19 protein-coding genes are annotated in these 19,690 nt (G+C 66.5%); 6 read left to right on the top strand and 13 right to left on the bottom strand.

The features are described from left to right. Window positions 1-108: 108 nt before the first annotated feature. From DEI82_RS16295 to DEI82_RS14375, 6 genes are all read right to left on the bottom strand, one after another. Window positions 109-282: a hypothetical protein gene (locus DEI82_RS16295; RefSeq protein WP_181435235.1), complete on the bottom strand. Its 174-nt coding sequence runs from the start codon at window positions 280-282 to the stop codon at window positions 109-111. Window positions 283-926: 644 nt separating this feature from the next. Beyond that, on the bottom strand, window positions 927-1,241 hold the full coding sequence (locus DEI82_RS14395) for a hypothetical protein (RefSeq protein WP_146242933.1): 315 nt from the start codon (window positions 1,239-1,241) through the stop codon (window positions 927-929). A 5-nt stretch (window positions 1,242-1,246) separates the two neighbouring features. After that, window positions 1,247-1,495, bottom strand: coding sequence for a hypothetical protein (locus DEI82_RS14390; RefSeq protein WP_111037383.1), 249 nt, complete (start codon window positions 1,493-1,495; stop codon window positions 1,247-1,249). Further along, window positions 1,492-2,184 carry a hypothetical protein gene (locus tag DEI82_RS14385; protein WP_146242932.1) on the bottom strand — a complete coding sequence of 231 codons (693 nt, stop codon included), beginning with the start codon at window positions 2,182-2,184 and terminating at the stop codon, window positions 1,492-1,494. The genes DEI82_RS14390 and DEI82_RS14385 overlap by 4 nt, the downstream gene beginning before the upstream one ends. A gap of 704 nt (window positions 2,185-2,888) precedes the next feature. Next, window positions 2,889-3,299: a hypothetical protein gene (locus DEI82_RS14380; RefSeq protein ID WP_111037381.1), complete on the bottom strand. Its 411-nt coding sequence runs from the start codon at window positions 3,297-3,299 to the stop codon at window positions 2,889-2,891. A gap of 62 nt (window positions 3,300-3,361) precedes the next feature. Further along, window positions 3,362-3,616: a helix-turn-helix domain-containing protein gene (locus DEI82_RS14375; protein WP_220037287.1), complete on the bottom strand. Its 255-nt coding sequence runs from the start codon at window positions 3,614-3,616 to the stop codon at window positions 3,362-3,364. Between the two features lie 409 nt (window positions 3,617-4,025). On the opposite strand from DEI82_RS14375, the gene DEI82_RS14370 reads away from it, so the two are divergent. Beyond that, window positions 4,026-4,823, top strand: coding sequence for a site-specific integrase (locus DEI82_RS14370; RefSeq protein WP_258372080.1), 798 nt, complete (start codon window positions 4,026-4,028; stop codon window positions 4,821-4,823). Between the two features lie 451 nt (window positions 4,824-5,274). Here the strand turns inward: DEI82_RS14370 and DEI82_RS14365 are convergent, their stop codons facing one another. Beyond that, complete coding sequence (locus DEI82_RS14365) at window positions 5,275-6,738, bottom strand: glycosyltransferase family 2 protein (protein ID WP_111037379.1); 1,464 nt, start codon at window positions 6,736-6,738, stop codon at window positions 5,275-5,277. Further along, window positions 6,735-8,105, bottom strand: coding sequence for a glycosyltransferase family 4 protein (locus DEI82_RS14360; RefSeq protein WP_111037378.1), 1,371 nt, complete (start codon window positions 8,103-8,105; stop codon window positions 6,735-6,737). The genes DEI82_RS14365 and DEI82_RS14360 overlap by 4 nt, the downstream gene beginning before the upstream one ends. 152 nt (window positions 8,106-8,257) lie before the next feature. Here DEI82_RS14360 and DEI82_RS14355 point away from each other — a divergent pair, with 152 nt between their 5' ends. After that, window positions 8,258-9,079 carry an ABC transporter permease gene (locus DEI82_RS14355; protein ID WP_111037377.1) on the top strand — a complete coding sequence of 274 codons (822 nt, stop codon included), beginning with the start codon at window positions 8,258-8,260 and terminating at the stop codon, window positions 9,077-9,079. Further along, window positions 9,076-9,804: an ABC transporter ATP-binding protein gene (locus tag DEI82_RS14350; protein WP_220037286.1), complete on the top strand. Its 729-nt coding sequence runs from the start codon at window positions 9,076-9,078 to the stop codon at window positions 9,802-9,804. Before DEI82_RS14355 ends, DEI82_RS14350 begins: the two co-directional genes overlap by 4 nt. A 23-nt stretch (window positions 9,805-9,827) precedes the next feature. On the opposite strand, the gene DEI82_RS14345 is transcribed toward DEI82_RS14350, so the two are convergent. Continuing rightward, the gene (locus DEI82_RS14345; protein WP_111037376.1) at window positions 9,828-10,919 is read right to left on the bottom strand and encodes a glycosyltransferase domain-containing protein; all 1,092 of its coding nucleotides are present in this window, start codon (window positions 10,917-10,919) and stop codon (window positions 9,828-9,830) included. Then, window positions 10,916-12,454, bottom strand: coding sequence for a glycosyltransferase family 2 protein (locus DEI82_RS14340; RefSeq protein ID WP_181435233.1), 1,539 nt, complete (start codon window positions 12,452-12,454; stop codon window positions 10,916-10,918). The genes DEI82_RS14345 and DEI82_RS14340 overlap by 4 nt, the downstream gene beginning before the upstream one ends. Window positions 12,455-12,507: 53 nt before the next feature. Here DEI82_RS14340 and DEI82_RS14335 point away from each other — a divergent pair, with 53 nt between their 5' ends. After that, window positions 12,508-15,612: a glycosyltransferase gene (locus DEI82_RS14335; protein ID WP_111037374.1), complete on the top strand. Its 3,105-nt coding sequence runs from the start codon at window positions 12,508-12,510 to the stop codon at window positions 15,610-15,612. Window positions 15,613-15,925: 313 nt separating this feature from the next. On the opposite strand, the gene DEI82_RS14330 is transcribed toward DEI82_RS14335, so the two are convergent. After that, window positions 15,926-17,308 (bottom strand): hypothetical protein, encoded by a 1,383-nt coding sequence (locus DEI82_RS14330; RefSeq protein ID WP_111037373.1) that lies wholly within the window; start codon window positions 17,306-17,308, stop codon window positions 15,926-15,928. A 572-nt stretch (window positions 17,309-17,880) separates the two neighbouring features. Between DEI82_RS14330 and DEI82_RS16290 the strand changes: the two genes are divergently transcribed. After that, complete coding sequence (locus tag DEI82_RS16290; RefSeq protein ID WP_181435232.1) at window positions 17,881-18,057, top strand: hypothetical protein; 177 nt, start codon at window positions 17,881-17,883, stop codon at window positions 18,055-18,057. A gap of 59 nt (window positions 18,058-18,116) precedes the next feature. On the opposite strand, the gene DEI82_RS14325 is transcribed toward DEI82_RS16290, so the two are convergent. Beyond that, a complete protein-coding gene (locus DEI82_RS14325) occupies window positions 18,117-18,326 on the bottom strand; it encodes a hypothetical protein (RefSeq protein ID WP_111037372.1) in 210 nt (69 codons plus the stop codon). 2 nt (window positions 18,327-18,328) lie between these two features. Further along, window positions 18,329-18,652 (bottom strand): ATP-dependent DNA ligase, encoded by a 324-nt coding sequence (locus DEI82_RS14320; RefSeq protein ID WP_111012803.1) that lies wholly within the window; start codon window positions 18,650-18,652, stop codon window positions 18,329-18,331. 165 nt (window positions 18,653-18,817) lie between these two features. Here DEI82_RS14320 and DEI82_RS16285 point away from each other — a divergent pair, with 165 nt between their 5' ends. Continuing rightward, window positions 18,818-19,534, top strand: a complete 717-nt coding sequence (locus DEI82_RS16285; protein WP_181435231.1) for a hypothetical protein — start codon at window positions 18,818-18,820, stop codon at window positions 19,532-19,534. Window positions 19,535-19,690 lie beyond the last annotated feature (156 nt).

Raw genomic sequence — 19,690 nt, 5'->3', positions numbered from 1 at the left:
ACTCCGCGCTCGCCTACTACTCGCCCATCGAATTCGAGAACCTCTACACCGCCGCCGAAACCGCGGCATGATCAACACAAAGAGAGCGTCCGGGAAACCCGGGACAGGTCAGAGGGCATTGGCGACGGCGAGTGTATACGCGCACCAGACCGCGGGTAGTGCGTCCGCTGCTATATCGGCGGTGGAGGCCGAGCCAGCGGCGCGAACCTCGTCGAGCGTGAGCCGCGGAGTCGGAGTTTCCTCGTTGACGACGAGGAGGTGGTCGAGGTCCTGAAGAGTCATCGGGCACTCCACCGGGCGCGGGCCGCCTTCGTCGCCTGACGAGAGGTTGCGGGACGAACCGTTGGGGTCCCGGCGTCGTCTTCGTCGAGGCGGAGATCGAGGAGGCCGAGGAGGCGCACGAGGGTCGCGCGCTGCTGGCGAGGCTCGGGCAGGAGCGGCGACGGACGCCCATTTATTGCAACGGGTCCTGACGCCGCGAGGGCGGCTTCGAGTTGCGCAATCGTATCGAGTACACGGGCGGCCTGGGCGAGCGCGACGTCCTCGGTCGGGCTCAACTCCCATGCAGCGGCGGCGCGTTTCAGGGAGTCGCCGTCGGGGACGGCAATCGGGGTAGCTGAGGTCATGTAGGTCCTTCGAGGCAATTGATCGTGGAATCACCGCACGGACGCTCACCGTCAGGTGCTCTGCCGTTTCGGTAGGGGGACGACGGGCCGGGGAGGGGTCACCCCCCACCCCCTTCTCGTACGTTGAGGAGCGTCCCGCGCGGGCGGGTGCGGTTAGGAGTCGCTGTGCGGATTGATGACGGCCGAACAGGGCTCGGAGGGGCAGTCGGTCTCGGCGGCCGTGCTCGCGCGGGAGACCAACGCACAGAGCCGAAGCGGGGCGGGGGTGGCGGCGTAGGTGCTGCCGCCCCCGCCGGTTCGCTATGCGAAGGCGCCGAGGCTGCCTGCTGTGCCGCGGAGCCTGGCAAGGAGCGACGGGCTCGCGCTCGCGACGACGCGTGCCGTCCATTCTTTGCGGCGGTGCATCGGTGAGCCGTCCCAGGTGCGCGGCTGATACGGCTCGAAGATTGCGCGGGGGCGTGCGCCCTGCTCGACCGCGGCGAGGAGCGTGCGCGCCAGGGTGAGCCGGTCGAGGTCCATGCCGAGGAGGTACTCGGCGGTCAGCGGCGCGGGCACTGCCGGGCGGTCGTCGACCCCGCCCCGGATCGAGTCCGGGTGCCGATAGGTGCTGGACATGCGCGTCACGGGCGCACACCCCCTCGACCGCGCAGAGCGGCGACGATGCGTGCTGCCTCCTCGGCATCATCCCGCGCCTTCCGGTCAGTGGCGAGAACCTCCCGCCAGACGTCGGCGGGGGAGACGCCGCGGCGAGCGGCCTCGCGCTCGACGTCCCGGCGGACAGCCGGGCTCAGGTCGTCGAGCGATTCAGGGGACGGCTTGGATTCGAGCGCGGCAGCGACGGCCGCGTGTACCGCGTCGCGGCTGGTCACGCCCACTCCTCCCGCCCGGTGTGCACATCCCCGCCCTTGAAAGTCGCATTGTTACCGTCTGGCCGCTCGACGTCCGCGGGGGTCGCCTCCTGGCCGTCGACGACGCGCTGCATTTCGCCGGTGTTGAACGCGCTGATTGCGTAGCCGATCGTGGTCTCCGCCAGGGTCAGACCGCCATCGATGTATTGCGGCTGGTGGCGCAACCAGGAATGGGACCGAGGCAGGCCCGCGCGACGCGCAGCGCTGTCGCGGTCTCTGATCGCAGCGAACAGGGCCGCAGCGTGCGCGGTTGCCTCTGAGTGCTTGTCGAGGGCGACGGCTGCCGCACGCGCGCGGAGGGCCTTGTCAGACCCGGCCGTCATGAGCCCGTCGAACCGGCGGAGTGCGGTGAGCGCGCGGCGTTCGTGGGCGGTGAGCGCGGCGTGGGCGTCGCGGCAGGCCTGCTCCGCGGCCTCGTAGTCGGCGGTCGCGACGTCGGCGCGCTTCTTGCCACTCGCGCGCATCGTAAGGAGGGCCTTGTCGGCCTCCCGTGCGGACCGCCTAAGCGGCTCGCCGTCAATCTCGTTGAGCTTCTGCCAGATGTCGTAGGCGTCCTGTGCGCCGGGCACGAGGGCGATATCGGCGGGAGAAGGCTGGTCTGAGCGGAAGAGGTAAACGGCTCGTCCGTTGCCGGAGTTGAACTTGGACACGGAGGTAGACCTTCGGGTCGAGCCCCGTCAGGGGCAGCGGCATCCCACGGTGGGTTGAACCGTCACCGGTGGCCTCGGGATGCCGAAGCTCGACCGCCGGGGCGGTGGACTGAGAGGGCGGGGACCGGGCAACTCTCCCGAAGGGAGCCGATCCCCGCCGTGCGGCTGCCGCCTGACCTACTGGGCGACTGCCGCAAGTGCGCTGTCACCGTTGACGGCGCATCGCTCGCGCACGTGCCGGGTGCGGAGGGAGAGGCACGACCAAGCGTGCTGGCGCGTGGCGAGGTTGAGGCCGGCCGTTTGTTGCCGGCAAGAGTGGGGCCTCGTTCCTCGTCGGGGGCGCACGGAACGCCGGTCGAGGGACAGCAGGCTCTTGTACTAGTAGGTGGCCAGAGCGGCCAAAGTGCTCACGCCGAGCGGCGCGGCCGGTAGGTGTAGGGGACCCGCAGCTTCACCGTGCGCCGCTCCGGTGCGCGAGCACGGAGCCTCGACGTCGGCCGTGACGAGCGCCGGGCGGTGGCAGAGAGCGATTTGTCGTGCAGGAAGTGCAGGAAGTGCACGTCTTCCAGTTCTCTCTCTAAGGGAGGAGTCGTCTTAGAGAGAGAACTGGAGAGGGTGCACTTCCTGCACTTCCTGCACAACAAACCCGCCCACGGCGCCCCAGAACGCGTGCGGCGTGGACCGGCAATCGGAGCAGGGGGGGCTCATGGCAGCCAGATGCTCCACACACTCGCCGCGAGCCCACACAGGAGGCCGATGCCGACGAGGACGAAGTCAAGGCGGCTACCGGCGCTCAACTCGCGGATGATGCGCTCGGCAAGGTACTCACGTCCCTCGCCGATCGAGTCTCGCGTGTACGGCTCCAGCCCTGCCTCTTCGTGTGCTGACCTCCAGTGCACGCTCGCGGCCTCGCGTGCGCGTGGGGAGTTCGCTGCCGCGAGCGCATGGTGATACTCGTCACGCAAGCGATTTCGAAGGTCCCGGTCGTGTTCCATTCGCTGGACTGCGGCGGCTGCGTCGCGATGAACGAGGTAGAGCCCCAAGCTGGAGAGGATGAACGCCGCGACCGTCAGGAGCGTAATGAGTGCGTTCGCCCAAGCCTGACCGGTGTCCACGTCGAGACCGTACCAACAGAAATGACCTCGCCCTAGAGGCGGGGCGAGGTCATTCGTCTCACTCACACGGTGAGCGAGCTGAGGCTGTCGACGTAGCGACGAAGGTCGGAGCTTCGGACGCGCCGAGCCGCGCCGATCTTGACGGAGGGCAACGTACCGTCGGCCAGAAGTGCGTAGAGAGTCGAGCGACCGATCCCCAGCGCCTTGGCGGCTTCGGCGGGAGTGAGCAAGAGCGGTTCCATGAGTCTCCAGAACAGCGGGACGGCGTCGAACGCCGTCGGATTGACGTGGACGTAGGAGTAGGCGGCCAGTGACACGCCCGCTGCTCACGTTGAAGTTGCGGTGACCCCTTGACTCGTCCGATGCTTCCGCCGGTTGGAAGGAGACGCGGTGGCAAAGCGCGCGAACGGAGAAGGCTCGGTTACGCGGAGAGCAGATGGGTCGTGGGAGGCAAGGTTCACCTACACGGACCCGACGACGGGGCGGAGTCGGAGGTCCTCCTCATACGGAAAGACGCAACGAGAGGCCCGCGAGAAGATGCGCGCAAAGCGCGCGAGAGTCGAAGCTGGGCAGCCAGCGCAGGACGCGGCCGTCGTCCTGCGCGAATTCGTCGAGAGGTGGATCGCGACGACCCTCGCGGCGAGCGATCGAAAGGCGTCCACGAAGTCGACCTATGCCACACTGGCGCGCACTCATATTGCGGGTGGGCCCCTCGGAGCTTCTCGCTTGGATCGGCTGAAGCCGTCCGATGTTGACGCGCTGCTCATGCACCTTCGGGCGCAGGGACGAGCTTCATCCACCGTCCGGCAGGTCTATACCGTCCTACGCACCCTGCTGGACGACGCGGTGCGCGACGGGCTCCTTGGTCGAAATCCCGCAGCAGTTGTCAAGCGACCGAGCGTTGAGCGACAGGATGCTCGATGGCTCAACCCCGTCGAGATGAGGCGGCTCCTCGACGCTCTGGACGGCTCCCGCTATCACAGCATCGTCGAGTTCCTCAGCCGGACCGGACTCCGCCGGGGCGAAGCACTTGCTCTTCGTTGGTCTGACGTCGACTGGGCGCAGCGCCAGATCCGGGTCCGCGGAACTCTTTCCCGCGCGGGGGGTCGGCTCGTCGTCACCGAACCGAAGACGGAGCGATCGCGCCGAACGGTCCCGATCAGCGCCCCCGTCGCGCGAATCCTCGACGAGCAGCGCAGTCGGCAGGCAGCGGACCGGCTTGACGCTGAAGAGCTTTGGCAGCCTGACGGATTCGTTTTCGCGTCAGCGACAGGCGGGCCGATCGACCCGCGCAACGTGCTCCGAGCCGTGACTACTGCCGCCGAGCGCGCCGGGCTAGAGGGCGTCACAGTGCACTCCCTTCGCCACACTGCAGCTTCGACGATGCTCAATGGCGGCGTTCCTCTGACGGCGGTTTCCGAAAGCCTCGGGCACTCCTCTGTTGCAATCACCGGTGACATCTACGGTCATGTCGCGCCGGAGTTGCAGCGTGCCGCGTTCGACGTCCTCGCGACAGCCTGGTGATCTCTACGCCAACCACTACGCCAACGCGACGCAGCAACCGGGTCTGGAGGGCCCTGGATGAGCACGGACGTTGATGGAGCGAACATCCGGGCAGACCAGGGAAAACTTGCGACCAGGACGGACGCCGCCGGACGCACCCGAACACCAGAATCATGCCTGGGGGTCAAGGGGTCGCAGGTTCAAATCCTGTCAGCCCGACCGAGGGGACGTTTCAAGAACTCACCCCTTTGCACTGAACCGACGGGCGCGTGCGGGCTCGGCGTTGGCGCCAGTTGAAGCGCTGCGTGCGCAGCCTGTCCGCTTGGCTGGTGTTGCTGCCGTCCGCTCGGCCTCTGGTCTGCGCTTTCCGCGTTCGCGGCGCACTTCCAGGCCCGGTTCTCCTCGGACCTGTCCCGGGTTGCCCGACACCGGAGTTGGCGCGATGAGCGTCCCGCAGAACCGCCACTCCCGGTCAGGCGCGGGCAGCCCGGATCGCGCGCAGCCGCGTGACGAGCCAAGGACTCCGAGCGCCGAGCGCGAGGGCAACGAGTCGACGAACCGACACCCGGTCCGGGTGCTTCAGGAGACCGGTCGCCTCTGCCATGTCCGCGACGGCGTTCCACCGAAGGCGCAGCCGTTCCGCATCGATCGGCTTGGATCCGACATGGCGGATCGCCGCGATGAGGTCTTCGGGACTGGACCAGTCGACACTGCTGTCGTCGAAGCGGCGGAGAATGCGGTCGATTGCCGCGTCGCGGTGGTGGCGCACCGCTTCTGCCCACTGCCGGTGATGCGGAATCGCGTCGACGAGAAGCCATCGGGGGGCGTTCGCGTTCAGGCTGGAGAGACCGCCGAATGACGTGACAGCGCCGAATGCGACCGTGACGTCGAAGACCTGACGCGGACGTCCGACGACGAGCAGATCGGCGGTTGGGAACGACCGACGAGCCACCCGGGCTTGCTCCCGCCCCGTGATCAGAGTGATCACGATGTCATCGGGGGCGGCTTCCAGGACCGCCGTCGCGCGCGCGACGGCGGCCTCGTCGATGACGGCGGGCAACTGCAAGGCGACACGCAGCACACCGTCGTCCGGAAGGAAAGTGTCGGCGAAGACGTCGACGGCGTCCCGGACGCGGCCGAGGAAGAGTGCGACCGCGCTCGCGTAGAACGGGTACCGGCGGAGGAGGATGCGCTCGTGCTCCAAGCGGAGCGCCGGCCCGCGGTCGCCACTGAAGCTCGTCGAACCGGTGTGCAGAACGAGCGCGTGGTTCGCGAAAACGGCCTGGTATCCGGCTCTGTTGATGCGGAGGCAGAAGTCGTTCTCCTCGCCGTAGCCGGGGGAGAACACGTGGTCGAACAAGCCGAAGCGGTCGATGACCTCGCGACGGATGAGGAAGCAGAACCCCATCGCGACGGGCGCGACGGTGAACCGCGGGAGGAGCTCGCGGAGGACCCCGTGCAGCTCTGTCGTCCGCTCGGGCGTCGCTCGGGAGCGGGGATTCCGTCGCGCGTACGGCATCGTCGCGATCGTCGCGTTGTCGCTGCGAGCGCAGACGACGCCGAACGAATCGTCCGAGGCGAGCACGGTGGCCATCTCATCGAGGAATCCCGGCAGTGGAATGGTGTCGCTGTTCAACAACAGGACGTCGTTTCCGCTGCGGTCCAGTTCCAATGCGGCACGGTTGCAGTTGCCGACAAAGCCGAGGTTGCGCTCGTTGCGCACATACTCGAATCCGGGCCGGTCCCGGATCAAGTTCAGCAGGCGACCTTCGATCTCGTCGGCGTGCGGCCCAACGTCATTGCAGAGTAGTACCCGGTCGACGTTCACGTCGACGGTCTCCATCAACGCCTCGACGCAGCGGAGGAGTCCGGCCAGATCGTCGTACACCGGGACCACGATCGTCACCGGCCGGCGGGAGGGCACCTCGGCGGTCACCGTCGGACCAGCCGTCTCGCCGCTACGCCTGGGGCTGCGAGGGCGCGGCCCACCAGGCCCGAGCGGGTCCCTACCCGGGACACGAGGAGTCCGATCGCAGCTTTCGCGCTCGTGGCACCGAGAGAGGCGTAGGTCGCGGGCAGATCAAACCAGTACCGGGCAATCTCGGGCAGGCGGTAACCCTCTGTTCCAACGAGCGCGCTGAGGCGTGCTATTGCACTCGCGTTATCGTGACCGGTGCTGAGCGTGCGCGACAGCTCCTCCTGTCCTCTGCTTCCATGTCTGAGGACGTCTTCCGGGTGCATTGCGTAATGCTCCAAAGCGTCGGCGAACGCAGCTGTGTCGTCGACCGGGAACAGTCGTCCAGTCCGACCGGGCACGACCAGTTCAGCGCTTCCGCCGTTGTCCGCGGCAACGACAGCCCGACCGAGGGCCATGTACTCCGCGGTACTCCTGCCGAACGCCTCGAGCGTCGACGCGGTTACGCAGACGTCCGCTGCGTGGATGTAAGGAGCAGGGTTCCGCTGCTCGCCGGCGAAGGTGACGCGCCCCGCGATCCCGAGCGATCTCGCGCGCTCGCGCAGGAGCAAGTCGTAGCCGGGATGGGTCCAGGCGCCGACGAAGCAGACGCTTGCGGTCACCCCGCGGCGAGCGAGCTCGCCCAGAGCATCGATGACACGGAACTGTCCCTTGCTCTCTTCGACGCGACCGACCATCGTGATGCGGAGCCCGGGATCTTCCTGCGGGAAGGGAACCTGCACCGGTACCGCGGCGCGACCGGCGAGAAGCTGCTCAACCTCGACTGCGGGATACGCGACGCTGATCCGCTCCGGATCGATGAACGGTGCAAGGTGGGCTCGGAGCGATTGCGAGTTCGTGACGACCTCGAGGGCCATGAGACCGATGTCCCGCAGCGTTGCATCCCGGCCGATCTGAAATTGGAGGCCGTGGTCCAGATCGCCGTACTCCCGGATGAACCACGCCTGTGGAATGCCGAGCGCTGCGGCGGCGAAGGCCGCCCACGGAGCGACCAGGGTGTTGGTGACGACGAGATCTGGGCGCTGCTGCTCGAATTGCCGGATGATCGCCGACACTGCGGCGTAGTCGGCCGTCGCGAACGTTGCCCGCTCCGCAGCCGGTGCTGGCTGCGGACTCGGCAAGGCCCATCCCCGGAAGCGGTATGCCTGGTATTGCCACCCCCGCTGCTCCAGTGCGTCGATGAACGTCCCTCGCGGCGCTTTCGTGACGAAGGTCGGTTCGAAGTCGGAATCGATTCCCTGCCAGTCCTCCACAAGTCTGATGAGGGAACGTTCAGCTCCGCCGAGACTCTTCGGCGCGGTTGAGTGATTGGCGAAACAGACACGCACCTGAGGAGTTTACACTTTTCAGGCACGTCCCCGCTCCCGCCGCTCGCACGGATCGTCTCGCCGTCCTGACGCAGCCCTCGACACATGAAAGAATGCCACGTCCCCCACAACCAGGCGGCGGCTTCGACCCGCCGCACGACGTGAAGAGTCGAATGACCTATCTCAGTGATCTCCTGTCGTCGCGGGAGCTCCTCGCGAATCTGACGGCGCGCGAAGTCAAGGGTAAGTACCGGCGCACGGTGTTCGGACAGCTGTGGTCGCTGATCAATCCGCTCGCGACCATGCTGATCTACACGATCGTGTACTCCTTCATCTTCAAGGCGCGGGTGGAGGTCGGGGATCCCAGTGGTCTCGACGTCTACCCGCTCTGGCTCATGTGTGGGCTTCTGCCGTGGATCTTCACGCGGAACGTGATCAACAGTGGGATGACCTCGATCGTCAGCAACGGATCGCTCATCAAGAAGGTTTACTTCCCGCGCATGACGCTGCCCCTCAGCGCTGTCGGTTCATTCGGGTTCACCTGGTTGGTCGAGATGGCCGTGATACTCGTGGTGCTTGCGCTCTTCGGATCGAAGTGGTACGCATTCCTGCCGCTGATCGCCTTGAACATGGTGCTCCTGGCCATGTTCGCATGCGGCCTCGGTCTCATGCTCTCGATAGTCAACGTACATTTCCGGGACATGCAGCACCTCGTCGGCATCGCTTTGCAGATGTGGATGTACCTCTCGCCGATCGTCTACCCGCTGTCACTCGTCCAGGACTCAGCCGACGGTGCGGGCAAGCCCTGGATCGTCCACCTCTACAAACTCAACCCGATCGAACGGTTCTCCACCGTGTTCCGAGACCTGATGTACGACAATCGACTCCCGAACTGGACAGACTGGGTGGGCGTCCTCGCAGCGGGATGTTTGTCATTCCTGATCGGTTACGTCGTGTTCTCCCGGAATGAGAAGAAGCTGGCGGAACTGCTGTGAGTGATGTTGCCGTGCGCGTCGACGAGGTGTCCAAGCGCTTCCGGATGTACCACGAGCGAAATGACTCGATCAAGAGCGCAGTGATGCGCGGGCGCCGCTCGGTGCATGAGGACTTCTGGGCTCTCCGCAACGTGTCGTTCGAGGTGCCGCACGGCACGACGTTCGGTTTGATCGGCAAGAACGGATCCGGCAAGTCCACCCTCTTGAAGTGCCTCGCGAAGATCCTCTACCCGGAGCACGGATCCATCACCGCCAACGGTAAGCAGGCGTCCTTGCTCGAGGTCGGCTCCGGCTTCCACCCCGAGCTCTCGGGTCGCGAGAACGTGTTCCTGAACGGGTCCATCCTCGGCATGTCCCGGAAGGAGATCGTGCGGAAGTTCGACGAGATCGTCGCTTTCTCCGGCGTCGGTCACTTCATTGACCAGCCGGTCAAGAACTACTCCTCCGGTATGTACGTGCGGCTCGGATTCTCCGTTGCCATCTCCGTGACGCCGGACATCCTCGTCGTTGACGAGGTGCTCTCCGTCGGTGACGCGACGTTCCAGAACCGCTGCCGACGGAAATTCAAGGAGATGAAGGAGGCAGGGCAGACGATCATCCTGGTCTCACATTCCCAGGGCACCGTTCAGGACATGTGCGACCAGGTCGCGTGGCTGGACGCGGGTGAGTTGCAGCAGATCGGCGAGCCGAAGTCGGTGCTCGCGGCATACAACGAAACGGTGTGACGGGCCGACCGTTCGTCTATCGCTCAGCGTCGGAGGATGTGCACCAGACGACGCGCCAGAACGAAACTGCGGCTCGATCGAAGGGCGTTGAGTTCGTCCCGTGCTGCCGCGAGTTGGTCGCGGAGCACGGAAGCCGTTTGCCGCTGGTCCTCCACGTCGTGGTTGAGGTCCGCGTTCCGTTGCTGTTCCTGCTGGAGTTGGTCTGCGGTGCGGGCGAGATCTTCAAGCAGGGCCTGCGCTCGATCTTCCGCGGTTCTGATGGCTTGCTTCGCCTGCTTCAGCTTCTCGGCAGCCTCGACGGCTCGGGACTCGTGAGCGGAAGCGGCGTCTTCGAGCTCGAACACACGCTGCTCCAGTCGTCGATTGCGCTCCCGGAGCTTCGCGGCGGTGAGGAGTGGTGCGCGGAGCGCGTCCTCCCATCGGGAATGGTAGGCGGGCCGTCGGCGCAGCTGTTCGTCGACAGGCGGCCAACGGTGCCATTCCGACTCTCGGTTGTCGCGCCGGATCACGCGTATCGGTGAGTCAGCGTCTGCGGCTGCCATCTGCACCGAGAGTTGATCGCGGCGGGAGTACCGATCGATGTGGTGCTGCCAGACCCGACCGAAGCGACCAGTCGTGGAGGTGTTGCGTCGTGCGATCATCCCCGTCCAGAGCGGCTTGCCGTCCATGAGGTCAGGTCGTTGCTCCGCGTAGTGCAGCAGTTGCTCCCACACTCGATCGGTTGCGTCGATGCCGGCGTCAGCGACCGCTGTGAATTCGTCGATGAGCCGCTCACGGAAGGAGTGCTCCATCATCGTCAAGTCGGAGTCCTTGAGCCAGACGTCCAGGACGTCGCTGGCATCGACGGTGAGTTCGACCCGGTTGTCGATCCACAGCGTTTCATCGAAGTCCGCGAGGAGGGGGTGCCCGCCTGTCTTCAGCTCTCGGGAACTTCGGGTGGGGTCGTGGGGAAAGAGCGGAGTCACCTGCTCGACGTGCCATGTCGAACTCGTCAACTCCGGATCGTCGGTGAAACAGATGTACGGGATACCTGAACGCAAGGCGGTGGGTTGCTCCCGTAGCGCCTCGTAACCACCGAGTAGCGCGGTGTACACCGCCCGGCGTGCTGCGCTCATCGGCGCCTCGCCAGGCGCTTCGCGCTCTTGACTGCCAGGCTCCCGACGCGGTAGCTGAGGCTGTCCTGCAAGGAGGTGATCTCGGCACGCAGCCGCCGAAGCTGCGCGTCAGTCGTGGCGCCGGAGCCAGGCGCTGAGTCGACTGTTCGGTACGTTCTCCAACGATCCTCCAGCTGAGCCAGCCGGTCGGCTAACGGGGACTGCAGTAAAGACTCCAGTTGGGACGGCACCGACTCGATCGCATCACGTACCCCATGTTCGACCTCGGGCTTCAGGCGCCAAACGGAGTGTCGAGCGAGGTCCTCTCCGGCGAGCCGCGTGCCGAGGGCGCTCGTACGCGTCGCCCAGTCGGCCTCGCCCAGGTCCGCCACGCTGAGTGCCGCCCAGTACGCGTACCGACGGTTCGCCGTTGCAAGCATCCCGGTGTCAGGGCCGCCGGCCAGCAGCACGCCGACATGCAGGATTGCATCGGTGGTCACCTCGGTCGCCAGGGTGACCTGCGCTGGGTTCAGTCGAAGACCGACGAGATCTGCCGGATCGGCCAGCACCTCCACTTCGACGCCTGCTCGGAGCAGCGTCCGGACTGCGGCACGGATGTCGGTCAGCACTGCCCCGCGGCGTTCGTCGTCGGGCGCGACGCGGACCAAGCCGCGAATGTCGATGCCCATGGTCGTGACCGCGCTCCCCGGCGTCAGGGCATCCGCAAAACGCTCGGCAGCACCGATCCCGAAGCGCATGAAGGCGCGCGTCGCCCGGCCGTAGAAGGGGTACCGCTCCTCGAGGAGTCGCTGGTGAGCGTCCCGAAGGGCGTCCCGGCGTTCCCCCACGAAGCTCTTCGAGCCTTCGTGGATGACGAGGGCACGATTCGCGATGACCGAGCGGAAGCCAGCTTTGTCGATGCGTAAACAGTAGTCGTTCTCCTCGCCGTATCCCGGCGCGAAGACCGAGTCGAAGAGACCGAAACGCCGGATCAACTCTCGTTTCGTCAGAAAACAGAAACCCATGGCCACTGGCGAGACCGTCCACCGCGGCAAGGTGCCTTCCAGGGCCGCGAAGACCGCTTCCGTGCGCTGAACGGAGGGAACTGAACTCCTGCCCACCAGTCGGTACGGGAGGGATGCGATCGTCGCGTTGTTGCTTCGGGCACAAACGACCCCGTGCTTCTGGTGGGCGTAGAGCACCGCCTGCATCTCTTCGACGAATCCCGCGCGCGGCTCCGTGTCCGAATTGAGCAATAGGACGTCGTTGTCGCTCGTGTCGAGCTCCTGAACGGCACGGTTGCATGTGCCAACGAAACCGAGGTTGCGGTCATTGCGTTCGTACCGGAATCCGATAGCCCCGTCGACCGCAGCGAGGACGGCGGTTTCGATCTCGTCTGCGTCGGGGCCGCAGTCGTTCACGAGGAGCACGTCGTGTCGCTGTGGATCGGTGACGGAGCGGAGTGCCTTGATGCAGATGAGCAACGAAGGCAGATCGCCGTACACCGGTACCACGATCGTGATCCGGGGAAGCGCGGCTGCATCGAGCTGGGCCAAATCGGTCCTTCCGAGTGTCAGTGTCTGATGTTCGCTCAGTGTACTGTCGCTCTATGCGTGCCCTGATCGCCTGCCACAGCGCTGCCCTGGAGACGTTGGGCGGTGGAGAACGATCATTGCTCGCCTTGACGGACCAGTGGCGCTCGGACCGCCCGGAGGACGAATTCGTGTTCGTGCTGCCGGTCGCAGGTGGCCACCTAGCGCCCGAGTTGGAGCGCCGCGGCCACGAGGTCGTCGTGATCCACTCGTATCCGTGGGTCCTCCGGCAACGCGCCACCGATGCCGAGCGGATTCTCCGGTACCAACAGGGCAACGCTGCAGCGCTCGAACGCCTCTTGGCCCTCATCGAGGAGCGATCGATCGACATCGTCCTCACCAACACGATCGTCAATCCTTGGGCAGCGGTGGCCGCTGCGATCGCCGGTACGCCTCATGTCTGGTTCGTGCGGGAATACGGAGAGCTGGATCACGGTCTCCAGTTCCAGTACGGAGCCGAGACGACCTTCCAGGACATCTCCTCGATGTCCGACCTCGTCGTGACGAACTCGAAAGCCATCGACAGTTTCGTTCGTGGACTTGCCCCGACAGCGACCACGAGAATTCTCTACCCGCCTGTTCTGCCGGTCGATGAGGTCGCCCCCGCGCATCCGGCGAGAACCGACACCCTCCGAGTCCTCGCACTCGGGAAGGTCAGTGAGTCCAAAGGCCAGCGAACGCTCGTCGAAGCGGTCGCGCTGCTTCGCAACAGCGGAGTCCCGGTAACGGCGACGATCGTTGGCCCCGATAACCCCGCTGGTTACGCGGGAGAACTCCGCAACCTGGCTACCGAGCTCGGCGTTGACGGAGCGGTCGACATCCGCCCCCAGGTGGACGACGTGTCGAATCTGTTCGAGAACTACGACGTCGGCGTCACGACCTCGCGCATGGAAGCCTTCGGGCGAGTGACGCTGGAGTACCTGCAGCACGGCCTGCCGGTCGTCGGGGCCCGGTCGGGAGGGACGGTCGAGCTCGTCGAGCACGGAGTGACGGGATTCCTCGTCGAGCCCGGCTCTGCGGCTGATCTGGCTATCGCGCTCGGTGCCCTCGCCGAGGATCGGACGCTGCTCGAAGAAGCGAGCGCTGCTGCTGTCGGGAGTGTTCCGAGGATCATGTCCCGGTCAGCGACCACGTCAGAGGTCGTGCGTGAGATCATCGCCGTCTCCGGTGCTGCACCCCACCGAAGGACTCCGCGATTCATCACGCAGCAGATGGCACAGGCCTCGTCCGTCGCTGCCGCGCTCCGGAACGCGGCCGGAGGGCAGCAGCCGCCGCGGCCCACCGCGACCGCGACTTCGACCACGCCAGCTCCTCGTCGCAGGACCACGAGCGGGACGCCCACCCAGTCCCTCCGGGAGCGATTGGTCCTGTCCGCTGCGGCGATGGGGCTCGCACAACGAGGCTTCGTTGACAGGAACTATTACGGGCGGCTGACGGGCCGGCGATTCACGACTGACGCTGCAGCCGCGCTGCACTTCGTCTCCCAGGGAGCGATGCAGGGGTACGCGCCCTCACCGCGGTTGGAGCCAGAATGGGCGGCCCACGCTACTGGCCTCACGCTACGGCGTGTACTGGTGTCGCTCGGCGTCCACGGTGAGCGTGCATTCGCTCCGGGGGGTCTTCCTGCCGGTGCTGGCATCGGTGCCACACGGCTCTCTCCGTCTCCTGATGCGGATCCGGCAGTCCTCGCCGCCGGGTACGACGACCTCGAGCAGCGAACGGGCACGCTCGCGGAGCGCGTGGGCGAGCTCTCGACAGTGTCGTTCGCCACGCGCCCAGAGGTGAGTTCGGTCCTGTCCGGTGTGGACTGGGATGTCGCCCGCGCAAGACCCCGGCAGGAGGATCTGGTCAGTGTCGTGATCGTCACGTACCGAGACTGGCGGTTGACCCTGCCAGCGGTACGTTCCGTGCTCGACAACAGCGGCAGCACGCCCGTCGAGGTGGTGGTCGTCGACAACGGATCGAGCGCACCGGTCCGGAGGATCCTGAGGGGGGCGTTCTCCTCGGACTCGCGAGTGAAGATCGTCGCGCTACCGCACAACGTGAACTTCTCCGGTGGGAACAACGTCGGCTTCGCAGCGAGCAACGGCGCGCGTGTCGTGTTCCTGAACAACGACACGACGGTTGGAAGCGGATGGCTCGATCCTCTGCTCGCAGCACTCGAGGACGACGCCGTTCGCGGCGCGCAACCGTTGCTGACCTATCCGGACGGTTTGATACAAACTGCTGGCACCGTCTTCGGTCCTCGCGGCGTCTTGCCCTGGCACTTCCTCAGTGCGCACGGTGTGGGGGAGATCGCCTCGCTCCCCGCGGCTGCGTTCGACCGATTTCAGGCCCTCACCGCCGCCTGCCTGGCGGTTCGTGCGGCAGAGTTCGCGGCGATCTCCGGGTTCGACGAGCTGTTCGTCAATGGAATGGAGGACGTGGACTTGTGCTTCCGACTCACGGAACTCCGTGGTGGGCACTTCCGAGTTGCGCCCGAATCTGCGGTGACGCACTTCGAAGGCGCGTCGTCGGGTCGAGGTGCCCACACCACCTACAACCGCCAACGCTTCCTCGATCGCTGGCGCGACCGGGAGGTAGCGAATGACGGCTGGCGGTATCAGGAGCTCGGTCTCCACGTGGCGGGATTCGTACCCCGAGACTCCAAACGGGGCCACGACGCGTCGGCGTGGGGCCAGGACCCGATCGTTGTTCGAGAAGTTGACGACTCGCCGCGCGCCGCCATCCGATTGCCGTACGTCGACCGCGCTGGTTCGGTGTCCGAGCCCCACGCCCTTCGCGCCAGCACGCTCGCCGAGTTTCTTCGGAACCGCGGGTGGCGGGTCGTCGTCGACGGACCGCGACAGCGCTATCGCCGCACCCGACACCTCGACGACGTCGTGTTCCACTTCGCTACCGACAAGCATCCGAACTTCCAGCCGGGCGCGGTCAACGTTCGTGTGCTCGATGGCGACCTCGGCGCTGCCGGTCCGAATGACGCGATCGTCGCAGTCAGCATCGCCATGCTCGAGGACACCATGACCGGCGAGGAGCGGGAGGCGCTCGCAGCAGCGATCGACGAGATCGCCGCGCTCCGGCTGGGCCTGAGGGCAACAGAGCGAGTGGTGGTCGAGGTCTAGGTGTGGGTTCCCGGCACGTTGTGGCCGGGGTGACATAGGAGAAGACCTCCGGGACCAGGTGGCGTGCCGCACCAACACGTCGCACCGGAGGTCTTCGTGACTCAGGCTGATTCCCGTTCACACCCGCGGGCCGGCTTCGGCTCGCCCGACTGATCGTTGAAGACCGGACGGTCCATCTGTCGCGCCTCGGAGCGGTTCCGGTGGTGGTCCGCAACCGGCCCGAGGCGACGCTGACGGCTTGGTCCTCGAGGCCGTGGTCGAGTTCAACCGAGTTGCCGTCCCGGCTCGCGAGCGGTGTGACGGACGCTCCCGTTCAGTCGGCCCCCCTCGGCGGCACGGCGGACAGGTCCACCGCGAGCCTGGCGACCGCGTCCTTCAGGGCCCCGCCGAGGACCCCGTCCGCCAGAGGTTTGAACGAAGTCGGTCCGTCCGCTGCCGCGCGACGGACCGCGCCCGCAAGTGCGTGTCCGAGCGACCCCGCGTCGGTGGCCACCGCCTCGATATTCGGATGCAGGCCTCCACGGGTGCCGTGGAACTCGTTCGTCACCACGCGGGCACCCGACAATGCACCGTCGAACGGAGGGTGGCTCGGATGGGGACTGTGCTGCAAAGCCAGGACCACGTTCGTGGAAGCGATGAAGTGGAAGTACTGGTCCCAGGGCATGGTGCCGTGGGCGATCAGCCTGTGCGCGATGCGGCCGGCTGATCCCAGCTCCACGTCCGCATGCATCTCACCCGCAGAGTGGAACTCGACCCGCAGGTCGTCGACCGCGAGTTCCTGCACGGCGACCCGGAGCGCGGCGACGCCCAGCCGGAAGAGGTTCCGGTGCTTGCTCGGTCGGCCGTAGAAGAGAACCCGCACGACCCCGCCGTCCTCCGCAGGGGAGCGACGCGCCTCCGCAACTCGTTGGAGCTTCTCCATGTCGAGGTGCGGGGCGAAGGTCGCATCGTCGGGTACGACGATCCCCTCGACGTCGTGCAGATACCGCTGCAGCGGAGCCGAGTTCACGAGCATTCGGAAACCAGCGCGGTAGGTGGACGCAGCTACGGCGTAATCGGTGGACCACGGACTGAAGCCCGGCTCGTAGTCCTGTACCACGTACACGACCCGGTCGCGGTCCACGACGCCGCTCCTCACCGCGACGTCGAGCGCGTGTGCGGTCTTCCAGTGCGTCGCGATCCAGACGTCCTCGTCACCGAAGACCTGAGCGAGGATGTCCTCCCGCGGCACCACACGGACGCTCGGGCCGCCTGCCGTGTCCCGGGTCGTGGGGAAACGCTCTGCGATGAGGGCTTCCGCTGCTGCGCCGCTGTTGCCCGGCGTTGTGGAGCGGACCATGACGACCCGGACCGTGCGCGCGAGGCGCTCACCGAGTTCGATCGCCACCGAGAGCGCGGTCTGCACGCCAGCGAAGGCGGCGCCCTCGCGGACCTCGTCAACGACGAGTACGACCTGTCCCGCCCGGGTGGCGGTCTGGATCCCGGCGAGTGCGAGACTCGTCTCGACGAGCCCCTCGAACGGACGCGCGCGCTCCGGCACGCGGTCGCGCTCACGCCGGACCACCCCGACGCCGGACCCGGACCCGGTGCGCCCCAGTCGTTCACGGATGTCGTTGCGGTAACGCCCGTCGCGGAGATAGCGCTCGTTCACACGCGCCAGGTCCGCGACGAGGCGCCGTGCCTTCTCGAGGTTCATCGGAGTTCACGATACTTGGTGCCACGGGCACGCCCCCGGTCCGGCCGCTGGGCCTCAGCGAGCCGGAGACGGCAGAGCGATTCAACTTCGTCGAGGAGGAGGACCCGGCCGCTCTCGATGGGCGAGTGACACTGCTCGGCCCCGAAGCAGGACCAGCGGTCGGTCTGCCCGTCCGATCGGCTTGATGGAACGATTCGCTGCAGGCGACGGCGCACGGCGCGGTACAGACGCTTACCTCATGATGAGCGTTTCGTAAACCCTCCTGTTCGGGACGGGGCCGTCCTTACGCTTCAAGTGCTGGCTCAGTCCCCGTCAGCCGCTCCGAGCACTCGTGACCTTGGCTCGCTGTGTCTCACGAATCCGTAGGAGCTGACCTTGTATCGAGTCGATCGTGCCGCCGATTTCCATCTTTCAACGCTGACTCGGGAACGGCATCTCCGGCAGCGATCGGTTCGCCTGCACACCTACCGTGTCAGCCCGCGGCTCCGCTCCTCGGCGCTTGCAGAGAGGCTGGGTGGCTCGTGGGTGCCAGGAGCCGACAGGTGCGGTCTGCTCGACATCGAGGGGACGGCGTGGCCATGCTGAGGCGGAACGCGGTCACTGCCCGGTCCACCGGAGCGCAATGGCTCTTGTCGGTCGGCAGGACACCGCTGCTCCGCGTTGACACGCCCGCAGAAGCAGAAGTGTTCGGCCGGGAGCTTGCAACGGCGCTCGGGCTCACGTTCGACACCACCGGCACGCTGGACTGACGACCAGGCCGTTCGGTGGTGGGCAGTGAGGCTCGTGCTGAGACGGGGCCGGGAGCGCGTCAGTCCGCGTCGATACCGGTGATGGCGATGCTGACACCGGCCTCGATCAGGAGTTCGGTCTGCCGGTATGAGCCTTCGCCGTGGTTCACGCGCATCCATGTCGGGGCTTCCGCCCGGACCGCAGCGAGCAGCGTCGCCTTGACCTCGTCGAGGTCCGCGTCAGTCACGCTGTACTCGATACCGCCGTAGGTGATGTTGATCCGCTTCATGGTCAGTTGTCGCCGTTCCCGGTCGCCGGAGAGCGCGGTTCCTCGAGGACCTGAAGCCCTTGCGCTGTGTTCGAGGAGAGCTCCAGGGCGGCTATCCACTCCCGGTTGAGAGCGGGCATCCGGCTGCCGTAGAACTTGAACACCAGCGGGATCGTCGGATGGATCCAGATGGTGGTTCGGCCGTCGCCGACCCGTCGGTCGTCTTTCCAAGAGAAGTAGAACGCTTCGTTCCGTCGCAACTTCAGGCCGATCACGATCTGCAGATGCCCGAGGAGCCGGTCGTCGAACTCGACGTTGAGCGAGTGGTCGTACGTCAAGCTACCCATGATGCGCCCTCATCCAATTTGGACATCAGGGCCGCCCATTGGCGAACAAGATGCGGCCGCCCGCAACCTGCGAAGCGCCCTGGGGCTATCCTACTCGCGATATCCGAGGCCGGGCCCCGGCGGCCGTGACGTTCTCGTGTCCGCGACGTTGCAGGAGTCGTCGAGATGGCCCTGCTGCACGCCGTCCCCGCTCTCCGTCTCGGGCCGAGAACGACCGAGGGCGCTGGTCTTCTGCTCGAGGCTCCTGACGAGGTCTTCGTCGACGATGCCTTCGTGTTCGCGGGGCTCTGGCCCGTTCATGACCCGGCTTGCTCGGCCGAGGAGGATCTCCACTGGGGCGACGTCACCGCTCTCGAGGAGCACCGAGAAGGCGACGGTCTCCGGGGTGTCGCTGGTCTGCTCGGACCCGGAGACGTGGCCACCCGGGGCAGCCCGATGGAGGCCGCGACAGCTCGACCTCTCGGAGCGCACGGATCGGTGTCCACCAGGAGCCGTGCAGCGGCGTGCGAGTGCAGATGCTCCGGCGCGTACGGTCGACTCATGAAGCACGTGACGTACTCGGACAAGTCGCTCCTGTTGGGCGACACCACGGCGGATCTGCTCCTCGAGTACGCCGGTGCCCTCGGCACCGACGGCACCGCGGACGCCGTCACCGTCAAGGCGATGAGCTCCGATGGCGACGACGTCGAAGCGACGTTCCTCCTCGGCGAAGGCGCACCGCTCATGGCTGAGACCTCGACCACCACAGTGCCCGAGCCCGACAACGCGGACGCGGACACCTATCTGCGGGAAAAGATCGAAGCCCTCGTCCACCCGGCCAAGGCGACGACCCTGCCGGAGGGAGACGTCTACCCAGACGACTACGCCGAGTTCCAGTCGTGAGACCCGCCGCCACCGCTGTGGGCAGGCGCCTCTGCGCGTCGGTGCGCGATCTCGTGCCGGGAGGAAGGGCCTCCCCATCGGGATCATCCGGACGCCGGCTGCCGAGCAGCAGCACTCGGCCGTCGCCCGCGCCACGACGTGCTGCGGCTCACCCCC

It is taken from the genome of Curtobacterium sp. MCBD17_019 (genome assembly GCF_003234555.1).
Classification (GTDB): Bacteria; Actinomycetota; Actinomycetes; order Actinomycetales; family Microbacteriaceae; genus Curtobacterium.
Note: the sequence above shows the minus strand (reverse complement) of the source record. Positions and strands in the feature narration are given on the sequence as shown.

Excerpts from the sequence above, each read along its gene's own strand:
- DEI82_RS16295 (WP_181435235.1), bottom strand. The coding sequence starts at position 282 with ATGACTCTTCAGGACCTCGACCACCTCCTCGTCGTCAACGAGGAAACT.
- DEI82_RS14395 (WP_146242933.1), bottom strand. The coding sequence starts at position 1,241 with ATGTCCAGCACCTATCGGCACCCGGACTCGATCCGGGGCGGGGTCGAC.
- DEI82_RS14355 (WP_111037377.1), top strand. The coding sequence starts at position 8,258 with ATGACCTATCTCAGTGATCTCCTGTCGTCGCGGGAGCTCCTCGCGAAT.
- DEI82_RS14345 (WP_111037376.1), bottom strand. The coding sequence starts at position 10,919 with ATGAGCGCAGCACGCCGGGCGGTGTACACCGCGCTACTCGGTGGTTAC.
- DEI82_RS14335 (WP_111037374.1), top strand. The coding sequence starts at position 12,508 with ATGCGTGCCCTGATCGCCTGCCACAGCGCTGCCCTGGAGACGTTGGGC.
- DEI82_RS14330 (WP_111037373.1), bottom strand. The coding sequence starts at position 17,308 with ATGAACCTCGAGAAGGCACGGCGCCTCGTCGCGGACCTGGCGCGTGTG.
- DEI82_RS14325 (WP_111037372.1), bottom strand. The coding sequence starts at position 18,326 with ATGAAGCGGATCAACATCACCTACGGCGGTATCGAGTACAGCGTGACT.
- DEI82_RS14320 (WP_111012803.1), bottom strand. The coding sequence starts at position 18,652 with ATGGGTAGCTTGACGTACGACCACTCGCTCAACGTCGAGTTCGACGAC.
- DEI82_RS16285 (WP_181435231.1), top strand. The coding sequence starts at position 18,818 with ATGGCCCTGCTGCACGCCGTCCCCGCTCTCCGTCTCGGGCCGAGAACG.